Origin of the sequence: Muriicola sp. SD30 (assembly GCF_041205185.1) — a bacterium.
GTDB lineage: Bacteria > Bacteroidota > Bacteroidia > Flavobacteriales > Flavobacteriaceae > Muriicola.
The window spans coordinates 17,426-29,764 of sequence record NZ_JBGEWB010000001.1; the positions used below are offsets into that span (position 1 = coordinate 17,426).

General features: G+C 41.5%; 12 protein-coding genes. 11 read left to right on the forward strand and 1 reads right to left on the reverse strand.

The genetic code is table 11. From position 1 onward, the window contains the following. Window positions 1-2 precede the first annotated feature (2 nt). The 6 genes from AB8P51_RS00045 to moaC all read left to right on the forward strand — a co-directional run bounded on the left by AB8P51_RS00045 (window position 3) and on the right by moaC (window position 7,272). Complete coding sequence (locus tag AB8P51_RS00045) at window positions 3-3,761, forward strand: ATP-binding protein (RefSeq protein WP_369746726.1); 3,759 nt, start codon at window positions 3-5, stop codon at window positions 3,759-3,761. A gap of 7 nt (window positions 3,762-3,768) precedes the next feature. Next, the gene (locus AB8P51_RS00050; protein WP_369746727.1) at window positions 3,769-4,143 is read left to right on the forward strand and encodes a response regulator; all 375 of its coding nucleotides are present in this window, start codon (window positions 3,769-3,771) and stop codon (window positions 4,141-4,143) included. Beyond that, on the forward strand, window positions 4,143-5,183 hold the full coding sequence (locus AB8P51_RS00055) for an adenylate/guanylate cyclase domain-containing protein (protein ID WP_369746728.1): 1,041 nt from the start codon (window positions 4,143-4,145) through the stop codon (window positions 5,181-5,183). Before AB8P51_RS00050 ends, AB8P51_RS00055 begins: the two co-directional genes overlap by 1 nt. A gap of 194 nt (window positions 5,184-5,377) precedes the next feature. Beyond that, window positions 5,378-6,277, forward strand: a complete 900-nt coding sequence (locus tag AB8P51_RS00060) for a hypothetical protein (RefSeq protein ID WP_369746729.1) — start codon at window positions 5,378-5,380, stop codon at window positions 6,275-6,277. Between the two features lie 119 nt (window positions 6,278-6,396). Further along, window positions 6,397-6,840 (forward strand): molybdenum cofactor biosynthesis protein MoaE, encoded by a 444-nt coding sequence (locus AB8P51_RS00065; RefSeq protein ID WP_369746731.1) that lies wholly within the window; start codon window positions 6,397-6,399, stop codon window positions 6,838-6,840. Window positions 6,841-6,843: 3 nt separating this feature from the next. After that, window positions 6,844-7,272, forward strand: a complete 429-nt coding sequence (gene moaC / locus AB8P51_RS00070) for a cyclic pyranopterin monophosphate synthase MoaC (RefSeq protein WP_369746732.1) — start codon at window positions 6,844-6,846, stop codon at window positions 7,270-7,272. A gap of 8 nt (window positions 7,273-7,280) precedes the next feature. On the opposite strand, the gene AB8P51_RS00075 is transcribed toward moaC, so the two are convergent. Further along, window positions 7,281-7,991, reverse strand: coding sequence for a hypothetical protein (locus tag AB8P51_RS00075; RefSeq protein ID WP_369746733.1), 711 nt, complete (start codon window positions 7,989-7,991; stop codon window positions 7,281-7,283). Between the two features lie 252 nt (window positions 7,992-8,243). On the opposite strand from AB8P51_RS00075, the gene AB8P51_RS00080 reads away from it, so the two are divergent. From AB8P51_RS00080 to AB8P51_RS00100, 5 genes are read left to right on the forward strand one after another with little or no spacing between them, the layout of a single operon-like run. Beyond that, entirely contained in the window at window positions 8,244-9,644 is a 1,401-nt protein-coding gene (locus AB8P51_RS00080) for an arginine decarboxylase (RefSeq protein ID WP_369746734.1), read from the forward strand. Continuing rightward, entirely contained in the window at window positions 9,631-10,575 is a 945-nt protein-coding gene (gene speB / locus AB8P51_RS00085; RefSeq protein ID WP_369746735.1) for an agmatinase, read from the forward strand. Before AB8P51_RS00080 ends, speB begins: the two co-directional genes overlap by 14 nt. Beyond that, window positions 10,568-11,539, forward strand: a complete 972-nt coding sequence (locus tag AB8P51_RS00090) for a deoxyhypusine synthase family protein (protein WP_369747673.1) — start codon at window positions 10,568-10,570, stop codon at window positions 11,537-11,539. Before speB ends, AB8P51_RS00090 begins: the two co-directional genes overlap by 8 nt. Window positions 11,540-11,541: 2 nt before the next feature. Then, window positions 11,542-11,847, forward strand: coding sequence for a hypothetical protein (locus AB8P51_RS00095; RefSeq protein ID WP_369746737.1), 306 nt, complete (start codon window positions 11,542-11,544; stop codon window positions 11,845-11,847). A gap of 27 nt (window positions 11,848-11,874) precedes the next feature. Next, entirely contained in the window at window positions 11,875-12,291 is a 417-nt protein-coding gene (locus AB8P51_RS00100) for a VOC family protein (protein ID WP_369746738.1), read from the forward strand. Window positions 12,292-12,339: the final 48 nt, after the last annotated feature.

Genomic DNA, 12,339 nt, shown 5'->3' on the forward strand with positions numbered 1-12,339 from the left:
TTATGAATAAACCAACCATTTTTAAACCTTCCTTAGGTATCTATATACTGTTATGTGTTATTCTTGCGGCTTGCAATAGTAGCAGGGAAGCGCCCCCATTTCCCAAAACAGAAAGTGAATTCAAACAACCCCTTACTAAAAAGTTTGAATTTACAAAAGAAGATACCATTGTCTGGAAGACCAAAAAAACTACTCCTTTTAGCAAGTTACCTGTAAAAAAATTCAATTGGGATCAATTGGCTGCAAAGCCTTTAGATATCGGTTTACCCATTCCATACAACGGAAAGGGTGAAGAAAAATTCTTTAGTCTGGAAAGCCTGCCATTTATGCCTTTTAGCTTGGATAGCTTACCACATACAACCCTAAATATTAAGATTAAAGTATTAGGGGATCCTGAAATTATTGAGGCGGGTACGTTTACAAATCAACCCGGGCTAAGCCGCGGTGTTGCCAGAGCCAGTCTAGACATGGGACTTCCAACGGAGGCATTTAGCCTGCTAAAAGACAGTAGTGGTATGTTGTGGATAGGAATGCAGGGGCAAATTGCCAAATACGATTCGAACACAATTGAAATCTATGGGTTAGAACAGGGAATCACTAATGCCACCATAAATGGCTTATTTAAAGATTCTAAAGGCAGGCTATGGATTTCAAATAGTTCGGAAGGCACTATTATACTCGATTTTGAGGCCAAATTGATTTATGAATTAACCAGTGAATTGCCCAATATAAATGGCAATGGTTTTATAGAAGCAGCGGATGGCACAATCTGGATCTCAAATCTAAGAACAGGGTTTGACATTATTGATTTGGATGAAAAGCTGACTTACCGCTTTACACCAGATGAAGGTCTTTTGGGCATATTCAATGTTAAACCATATCAGGACAAAAACGGGCTTATTTGGCTCCCATCCAACGGGGGCGTAAATATCATTGACCTGGAGGCAGGAAAAAATATGCAGTTAACCACAGAGAACGGCCTTCCCGGACCATTTACAGCAAGCTTTTTTGAAGACAACCAAGGAAGACTATGGATGGCCAATCAGGGTGGAGGCATTGTCTTAAATGCGGAAAAAACATCTTTATCCATCTACTCTTTTGGTAGTTTATTTCAAAAAGGAAATGGCATAACCGGCATGTTTCAGGATTCCTCCGGCAATTATTGGTTTGGTGGAGGTGACGGTGTGGTTTATCTTTTAGATAAAAATATGGAAGAGATAGAAAAAATAAATCTCTCAAACAGGCCCAGTCAGGCCTCGATACATTTTGAAGAGGATGCAAGTGGCCAGATTTGGACAGTAATGCCCCAGGGTGGACTTTATAAAATTGACCCAAATACCGCCAGACCCGGGAATTTTACCATTGAAGATGGTTTGACAAGTAATTCGGTTTGGCACACCTTAGAAGCCACAGATGATAAACTATGGATAGGAGGTTATGAGGGTATTGATATCTACGATCCGGAAACCGGAACTATTAAACATTTAGGGGAATCAGAAGGTTTGGTCAATGATAGGAATAGCCGGCTAAATGAAGATTCTGAAGGGCGAATTTGGGCAGTTGGTAGTAGGTTTGGTGTAAGCATTATAGACCCTGTAAAACAGACCATTCAACAACTTACTACTGTTCAGGGGTTGGAGACTAACATTATTTCTGATGTTTTAGAAGACACCAATGGTCGGGTTTGGATGGGGGCTGACCAAGGGGAAATATTACTGCTTGATGAAAAGAAATCAGAATTAAATTATTACCTGCCTGATCGTGCAGAGGAAGTTTTTCAAAACAATGTCATTCACGAAGACACCAATAGGAACATCTGGATAGCCGTTGTAGGAGCCGGTATTCAGAGAATAAATACAACTACCAACGAACGCGTATTTCTAAATACTGAGGGAGGGTTACTTTCTAATCAGGTTTTTTCAATCGCTCTTGATGATAAGAACAATGTTTGGGCCGCAATGGATTTTGGCGTACAGTATATCAACCTAGAAACTAATGAGATCACCACCTTTACTACAGATGAAGGCCTTGCAGCCAATGATGTATATGCAATAGCGGTGCATGAGGGTGAAATATTTACGGGAACCTCCAGAGGGTTAACCATTTTGAGCCCAAAAGCCGAATCTGATAAAGAAAAAATACAGTGGTCAGTAAAAACCATTGGAAAAGGCCAGGGTCTCAATTTACTCGACTTTTCAGAAAACAGTTTCACCTTTGATCGAAATAATAGATTTTGGGCAGGGGTGCAAGGGGAAATGTTAACGGTGATGAATCCGCTTGACTTGGATTCTACCACAACTTCTACCAACATCACAGGAATTAATATTCTCGATAAACAACAGAAATTTGTTGATAATAAGGTTATCCAAAGCAAAAGAGCAGGCTTAGATTCCATTAGGGCAGCTTATCCAAATGATTCTGTAATTGAAAATAAGACGGAGAATACTCCTGCGAACAGAACAAGCGAGGGCATGGAATGGAAAACTGTTGAAGGACCATATAATCTGCCCGTTGAACTCACTTTGCCCTATACTCAAAACTACCTAAGTTTTAACTACAATGCCCCCTATTTTGCCAACCGGGACCAAGTGTATTATCGGTATATCTTGGAGGGCATTGATAAAAAGTGGAGCCCAATTACACAAGAAGAAGTAAGTGAGAATTATAGAGATTTGCCTCCCGGTGTATATTCGTTCAAAGTAGCCTCTAAAGGTTTTAATGATGTATGGAGCGAACCTAGTTCTTTTAATTTTACCATATTACCCCCATGGTGGCAAAGCTGGTGGGCCTATGGGATCTATCTTGCATTACTGTTGCTTTTAGGCTACCGCTTCCATCTTTATCAAAAAGCCAGAACCTTAAAAAAAGCAGAGGAAGAGGCACGGCAAAAAGAACTTAAACAAGCAAAGGAAATAAAAAAGGCTTATGCAGAGTTAAAAGCTACCCAGACCCAATTGATTCAGGCCGAAAAAATGGCTAGCCTTGGAGAACTTACTGCGGGTATTGCACACGAGATACAAAACCCACTAAATTTTGTCAATAATTTTTCTGAAGTGAACAGGGAACTCATTGAAGAACTAAAAGAGGAGCAAGCTAAGACCAGTAAAGAACGTGATCCAAAACTAGAAAAAGAACTTCTGGAAGACATTGATCAAAACCTGGAGAAGATCTCACACCACGGAAAACGAGCCGATTCTATCGTGAAAGGAATGTTGCAACACAGTCGGGCCAGCAGTGGAGAAAAAGACCCCACCGACATTAATGTCCTGGCAGACGAATATCTTCGCTTGGCTTATCATGGCCTGCGCGCCAAAGACAAGTCCTTTAATGCAACCATGGAAACCCATTTTGACGAGAAGATAGGGAAGATAGCCATCATTCCTCAAGACATGGGCAGGGTGATCTTAAACCTTATTACCAATGCCTTCCACGCCGTTCAGGAGCGAAAGAAACAGGGAGAAGAGGGCTACGAACCCACGGTAATTGTTACAACAAAAAATGGAAGTAATAGTGTAGAGATCAAAGTAAAGGACAATGGAAACGGGATCCCTAAACAGATTAGACAAAAGATCTTTGAACCCTTTTTTACTACCAAACCTTCCGGAAGAGGGACAGGATTAGGCCTGAGTATGAGCTACGAAATAGTGACCAAAGGGCATAACGGAGAATTGCAGGTTACCTCCGTAGAAGGAGAAGGAACCACCTTTACTATTGTACTTCCCATATCGAAGAAAACAAAGCATAAACAAATAATAAACTAGCAGAGCCATGAAAATTTTAGTTGTAGACGACGAACAAGATGTAAAGGTACTTTTCCAGCAACGCTTTCGAAGAGAAATTCGCAATAACGAACTCGATTTTGCCTTTGCCTTTTCGGGAGAAGAGGCACTTAGTTACATGGCTGATCACAACCACGAGGCTGTCCTTATCCTATCAGATATCAATATGCCTGGGATGAGTGGCCTGGAATTGCTGGAACAAATAAAAAAGAATTTTCGTAAACCCCCACCGCTGGTGATGATGATCACAGCTTATGGTGATAAGGAAAACTATGATACTGCCATGAAGCTTGGGGCAGATGACTTCCTCACCAAACCGGTAGAATTTGGTATCTTAAAGGAAAAATTAAAAGCAATACTGTAATGGCAAAAATTTTGGTGGTGGATGATGAAACAGATCTGGAGATTCTGATCAAACAAAAGTTCAGGAAACAGATTCGTCAAAACGAATACGAGTTCGTCTTTGCCATAAATGGGGTGGATGCCTTGGAAAAACTGAATTCTGATCCAAATATGGATCTGGTGTTAAGCGACATTAACATGCCGGAAATGGATGGCCTTACCCTGCTTAGCAAACTGCACGAACTAAATCCTTTATTAAAATCTGTTATTGTTTCTGCCTACGGAGATATGGAAAATATCCGTACAGCAATGAACAGGGGAGCGTTCGATTTTATCACCAAACCCATCAACTTTGAAGACCTTACCATAACTGTTGAAAAGACCTTAAAGCACGTTCGTGATTTACAGAAAACCTTAAAGGCCGTAAGGGAAAACAACATTCTTAAAATGTACGTTGATGAGAATGTTCTGAATTTTATGGGTAGTAAAGAATACGAATCTACTGTCATGGCCAATGAAAACGTCACCGCTACGGTGATGTTTATCGACGTCTGTGGGTTTACCAGTCTCAGCGAAACGACGAGTCCGGATGTAGTGGTCAATATGCTAAACTCCTATTTTGATGCCATGGTAAAGGAGATCATCGCACAGGAAGGCTATATCGATAAATTTATGGGCGATGCCGTGATGGCAGTTTTCAGGGGCGACTATCATCTGGACCGGGCATTAGACGCTGCCTTGGCCGTACGACAGCAAATTGCCAAACTGCCCGAACTCAAGGAAATGGGCGGTTATCGACCGCGTGTATCCATTGGAATAAACAGTGGGGAAATGGTCTCGGGCAACATAGGATCATCCAGTTTAAAACGTCTCGATTTTACCGTAATAGGAGATACCGTAAATACGGCAGCGCGACTAGAATTTGCTGCCGAGGAGAATCAGATCCTGATCTCTGAAGATTGCTACCAAACGGTTAAAGAGGCTTTCCAATGTAAAAAGGTGGGTGATATACAACTCAAGAATAAAAAAGAGAAGATTACCGTCTACGAAGTATTGGAATAACCTAATTACCTATTCCCACCACTAATTTTCATATACCTTCCTGCCACTCCACCCTCATTATGAGAATTTTAGACTAAAATAATAGTCGGCTATTTTCGTTGAGTATTAAGGTCAGTGCTAATCTTATTTCAAAATTAAATGGGATTATAATCAAACCTTTTTACAAAAACGCAGTCTGATTTTAAAGCAACCAAATGAAATTCTGGACCCTAGTTTCCCTAAGCCTCGCCTTCATTATTTTAGGTTGTAGTTCTTCTGAGGAGGATGCAGTCAATGAAGATACAAGCATTCAATTTGGTAGTCCACAGCGCGTAACCGTTCAGGGATACGACGACCAGATCATGGAGCCTTTTTTAAGCAGGGATGGTAGTATCCTTTTCTTTAATAACCTGAACAATCCTTCGGTTGACACCAATCTCCACTGGAGCACACGTATCAACAATACGCTGTTTGAATACCAGGGGGAATTGCAGGGGGTGGCCACGGAAAGTCTTGAGGGCGTTCCTACCATGGATCAGAATAATATCCTGTATTATGTATACACAGGAGATTATTTCCAAACGCTTCAATCGATTTATATGGGAACTTACAACGCAGGTGGACTCACCAATATATCTGTGGTGGAAAATCTGTCCCTGAACCAGCCGGGCTGGCTGAACTTTGATGTGGAAGTTTCCAACGACGGACAAACGCTTTATTTTGTTGATGGCCTTTATGATGAGAACGGAGGACCGAGGGAGGCGAATTTTTCAATTGCGCGAAAAAACGGAACTGAATTTCAAAGAGATCCTAACAGCGGTACCATACTAGCGAATATCAATACGGATAATCTGGAATATGCCGCTGCAATTTCAAAAAATGAACTGGAACTTTGCTTTACCAGGATTATCGGAGATATATCCCCTGATTCTGAAGCAAAGATCTACATCGCTACTCGAACATCTTCTGACCTGCCTTTTTCTGAACCACAACTCATCTCTGAGATTATGGGATTTGTGGAAGGGCCTACCTTTTCTGCAGATGACAACGGACTCTATTATCACAAAAAAGAAAACGGGGATTTTGTTTTGTACTACATCGAGAAACAACCTTGATAAGACATCTCCTGTTTTCCATTAGGTTTTAGCGGAATAAGGTCGGTAATCCGACATGTTTACATGAGGTAAATGAAATTACTAAAAACTCGTTACCTTCGTAGGAAAGCCTTTTCGTTTTGGATACAAACAAAGTAAAAAATGTCTTTCTTCAGGGGGCTATCACTCCCGAATTTATCGCGAATTCCATCGCCAAACATCAGGTAAAAACCGCAATTGGGGCCCATGATATCTTCCTGGGACAGGTAAGGGCGGATGTGATTGATGGAAAAGAGGTCAAAGCAATTGATTATTCAGCCTATGAATCCATGGCCAACCAGAAATTCCACGAGATAAGGGAAGCAACCTTTGCAAAATATGAGCTGAGTTGTATGCATATCTACCACAGTCTTGGGAGGGTGGAAACAGGCGAAATATGCCTCTTTGTCTTTGTTTCTGCTCCGCATCGCAAAGTGGTCTTTGATGCCTTGCACTATCTGGTGGAAGAGATTAAAGCTGAGGTGCCGGTATTTGGAAAAGAAGTCTTTGATGACGAATCCTATCAATGGAAAGTGAATACATAAGAGATGGTCGATATAACACATAAGGAAAATACGCTCAGAACTGCAGTAGCGGAAGCTGTTGTAGAAGTGAGCTCCCCGGAAACCATACAGGCTATCAGAGAGAAAAGGGTGCCGAAGGGAGATGTCTTCTCGATGAGCAAGGCGGCCGGATTGCTGGGGGTAAAAAAAACTGCCGATCTTTTGCCCGATTGCCATCCGCTACCGATTGAATACACAGACATCCGATACGATATTGAAGATCTACAGGTTAGGATTACCATCACTGTTAAGACCCATTATAAGACAGGGGTAGAAGTAGAGGCCATGCATGGGGCCAGTGTTGTGGCCCTAAACCTTTACGATATGCTTAAACCCATAGACAAGGGAGTGGAAATCGCCAGGATACGCCTGATAAAAAAGACAGGTGGAAAATCGGATATCAACAAGAGATAGGTCCGTGATTATCTTATAGCCCAGATCTCGTACATGGGCTCACCCCTGCTGTTCTTTCCCGTATGGTGCCAGTCGTCACCCTTGCGTTCGTAATTAAAATTCAGTGAGGCGCCTACCCGACTATTATCCCGGGAGAAATAAGCGATATTTTCGGTATAGACTCCATCCTCAGAAGTAAAAGAACCTCCTCCTGTTCCCGAAAATCGCATGGTTTCAGTATGGTAGGCAATCCATTGAAAATGCCCATCTATAAGAAATTTTAAAGTCTTTCTGGGATTAGATTCCCCTCTTCTGTCCTGTCCGGTATCAGGGCCTCGCGTTGCAAAGAGCCAGGCTCCGTCCAGATCCTGATCCTTGCTTTTTACCTGCTTCAGACCAATTAGTTTTCCTTCATTCAGTACAAGCTTGTCTCCGTCCATAGAATAAGAAAATGCCATCGCTTTAGCCCCATCCTTTTCAAAGGCCGAATTAAATTCGAGTTGTACTTTTATGGAGTCCCCCTCGAGTGTATAAAATCCCCCTCGGGTTCGGACGAAATCCGGAGCGTTGGTATATTCCGTATACACCAAATAATTATCGTTCATTTTTATTTCGTGAATCAGATCCGGGGATTCAGAATCGGTTCCCAGGTACACACCAGGAGCAGGTTGAGCCCAGATAGCTGAGCAAAAAAATGCGATAAGAACGGGCGTTACTAATTTTATTATGGAGTATTTCATAACATCTTGATTTATACTCTAAGATACAAAGAGTTAATAAATTAAAACTTTAGATATTTAATTTAGAAAGGTATTTTCTAAATGTGCATATTAAACCTATATTATCATTTAGAAAATTGTATAAAAAAGCTTGAATTTTACTTTTTTTTGATTTCATTTACACCGCAAAACAGGAAGATTCAGCACAATCAAAGACATTAACCCGAAAGGAAGTACAGGCGTATAAAAAAAATCTAATCCCGCACCTATTTAATGAACATTAAATACATCGATCTGATCGATCAAAGCTATTATTTCCCTCAGGAGGAGTTTACCCTGGAGGAGGATAATCTCCTATTTCACGGTATTCCCCTGAGATCTCTTGTGGAACAATACGGAAGTCCGCTTAAGTTCACCTACCTCCCCAAGATTTCGAGAAACATCAACAGGGCTAAGGAGTGGTTTGCCAAAGCGATAGAAAGACACAATTATAAAGGAAAGTACATCTACTGTTATTGTACAAAAAGTTCTCATTTCCAGTACGTGCTTGACGAAGCCCTGAAGAATGACATCCATATTGAGACTTCTTCGGCTTTTGACATAAATATTGTAGAACAGCTTAAGAAGGCGGGTAAGATAAAAGATAATACCTATGTCCTCTGCAATGGTTTTAAAAGGGACAGATACATCCAGAACATCGCGGATCTTATTAACGGGGGGCACAGGAATTGTATCCCCATCATTGATAATTATGAAGAGATCGACCTGCTCAGCGATGCAATTAACGATCCATTTAGTATCGGGATCAGGATCGCTTCCGAAGAAGAACCAAAATTTGAGTTCTATACCTCGAGACTTGGGATAGGCTACAGAAACATCGTCCCATTTTACGAAAACCAGATCCGGGACAATGATAAGGTGGAACTCAAGATGCTCCATTTCTTTATCAATACCGGCATTCGTGACAATGCCTATTACTGGAATGAACTAACCAAGTGTTTAAAGGTTTATGTAAGGCTAAAAAAGATTTGTCCGAGCCTGGACAGTCTTAACATCGGAGGAGGATTTCCCACTAAAAACTCTCTTGCCTTTGAGTACGATTATGAGTATATGGTGGATGAGATCATTAACCAGATCAATATCGCCTGCAAGGAAGCAGACGTGCCCGTACCCAATATCTTCACTGAATTTGGAAGCTTTACTGTAGGAGAGAGTGGAGGGGCAATCTACGAGGTGCTGTATCAGAAACAACAGAATGATAGGGAAAAGTGGAATATGATCGATTCTAGTTTTATCACCACATTACCAGATTCCTGGGCCATCAACAAACGTTTTATTATGTTGCCTGTAAATCGCTGGCATGATCAGTATGAAAGAGTATTGTTGGGCGGACTCACCTGTGACAGTGATGATTACTACAACAGTATTCAGGATATGAACGCCATTTACCTTCCCAAATACAGGAAAGACAAGCCGCTTTATATCGGGTTTTTTAATACCGGGGCTTATCAGGAAACCATCGGGGGATTTGGAGGCTTGCAACATTGCCTTATTCCCACTCCTAAACATATACTCATAGACCGTGACGAAGACGGGAAGCTGGTGACACAAGTATTTAGTGAACAACAAAAAGCATCGGAATTGCTTAAAATTTTAGGATATGAGAACATCTAAAAATTACGCGGGAATCCCTGACGAATTTGCACAACTTGAAAAATCGAAAGTTGTATTGATTCCCGTGCCTTATGACGGCACAAGCACCTGGGGGAAGGGAGCGGATAAAGGTCCTGAGGCCCTGCTCGAAGCTTCCGAGAATATGGAGCTCTACGACATCGAGACAGATACGGAGGTCTACAAACAAGGGGTTCATGTTACCAGCCCTATAGCAGAGCTCTCCAAGCCCGAAGCTATGGTAAATAGTGTACATAAAATTACAAAGGAGTACATCAAACGAAACAAATTCGTTACCCTGGTTGGAGGAGAGCATTCTATTTCAATCGGATCTATCCGTGCTTTTAATGAATGCTTTGAAAATCTCACCGTTCTGCATATAGATGCACATGCCGATTTAAGAGAATCCTATGATGGTACACCTTTCAACCATGCCTGTGCAGTTTACGAGGCAAGTCAGCAAACAAATCTGGTCCAGGTAGGTATCAGAAGTATGGATGCTATAGAGACAACTATCATGGATGTTGAAAAGACATTTTTTGCACATGAAATGGTCGATGATGACTACTGGATGGACAAGGTCGTTGACTTACTGGGTGAAAATGTGTTTATTACCTTCGATCTGGACGCCTTAGACCCGTCAATTATGCCGTCAACAGGAACTCCGGAACCCGGTGGTCTTCTATGGTATGAAACCCTTGAATTCCTGAAGCAGGTATTTGAAGAAAAAAATGTGGTCGGCTTTGATTTGGTAGAATTATGCCCTAATAGTAACGATAGATCCTCAGACTTCCTGGCTGCAAAACTGTACTATAAAATGCTCAGTTATAAATTCAAGGATGAAGCTGTAGAGGATGAATACGATAATACCTACGAGATGGAAACAGGCAGTGGAAATTCTTCCCTACCGAAATTTAATGAAGATGATGAGTAAAGGACCCATATCAGATTTTATTTCAAAATACTATCTGCACTTTAACGCAGCAGCCCTTGTAGACGCTGCCAAGGCGTATGAAGAGCAGTTACAGAATGGAGCAAAGATGCTTGTCTCTCTGGCCGGAGCCATGAGTACCGCAGAATTGGGTAAGATCTTTGCCGAGATGATTCGTCAGGATAAAGTGCATATCATTTCCTGTACCGGGGCCAACCTGGAAGAAGACATCATGAATCTTGTTGCACATTCGCACTATAAAAGGGTTCCAAGCTATAGAGATCTAACCCCGGAGCAAGAATGGGATTTGCTCGAAAAAGGCCTCAACAGGGTAACCGATACATGTATTCCCGAGGAAGAAGCATTCCGAAGGCTACAGGAGCACATCCATAAATTGTGGAAAGAGGCTGAAGAGGCAGGTAAGCGGTACCTACCTCACGAATATATGTACCAGATGCTGCTTTCAGGTGTTTTGGAAGAATATTACGAGATAGACCTGAAAGACTCCTGGATGTATGCGGCGGCAGAAAAAAACCTTCCTATAGTTTGTCCCGGCTGGGAAGACAGTACCATGGGGAACATATTTGCATCCTACGTAATTAAAAGTGAATTAAAAGCTTCTACGGTGAAGTCGGGGATTGAATACATGACCTTTCTGGCCGACTGGTATACTGAGAATTCTGAAAAAGGAATCGGCTTTTTCCAGATCGGCGGAGGTATAGCCGGCGACTTTCCAATATGTGTGGTTCCTATGTTATATCAGGATATGGAAAGGACCGATACTCCTTTCTGGAGCTATTTCTGCCAGATAAGTGACAGTACCACCAGTTATGGTAGTTATTCCGGGGCAGTTCCCAATGAAAAGATCACCTGGGGAAAACTGGGAATAGATACCCCTAAATTTATTATTGAGAGCGATGCAACTATTGTTGCGCCATTAATTTTTGCTTATCTTTTGGACATGTAATTATGGATAATTTAAAGAGAGTCATAGTAGATTTTAAAAAGCTTACCCCTGAGGTTCTAAAACTCTTGGTGGAACGATATCCAGACGGCTATGATGATGCACATATCATCACTTTTAAAAATGCCAGCGGAGAACGGATTGAGGCTGTTGAGGTGACCACTGACGATACTAAATACCTGGTAAAGATCAGTGCGAAACTGGAAGTGACTATGGCCAATTACGATGAAGACGACTATGAAGAATTCGATGATGATGATCCGGAAGCAATTCCAGATGTAGAGGTAGAGGAAGATGATTCCGAAGACTAATTTCGTACTATAACAACGGATTGATATATGACAAACAGCTCTTTTCACCTCGCCCTACCTTGTTACAGCGTAACCAGAACCAGGAAATTCTATATCGAAATCCTCGGGGCAGACCTGGGAAGACATTCTACACAATGGGCTGATATTAATCTCCACGGAAATCAGATCACCTTCACCAAATCAGGAGAATTTTCATTTAACTACAAGTCCTATAAATTTGGCGACAATATTCTTCCTTCTTTCCATTTTGGGGTCATTCTCAATGAGAAAAAATGGAATGAAATTCACCAGAAAATTTCAGAAATTCAGGAGAAAGATTCCGAGCCCATCACTTTTCTGAAGAGTAAAAAAGGAGAGCATACTTCCTTCTTTATCGAAGATCCCAATGGTTATGTGGTGGAATTTAAATGCTTTAAGGAACCGAAAGAAGTGTTTGCCTCCTGAAGGTTCAGGGTACAATAAAAGCATTTGAAACAGAATTCAAATTAATTT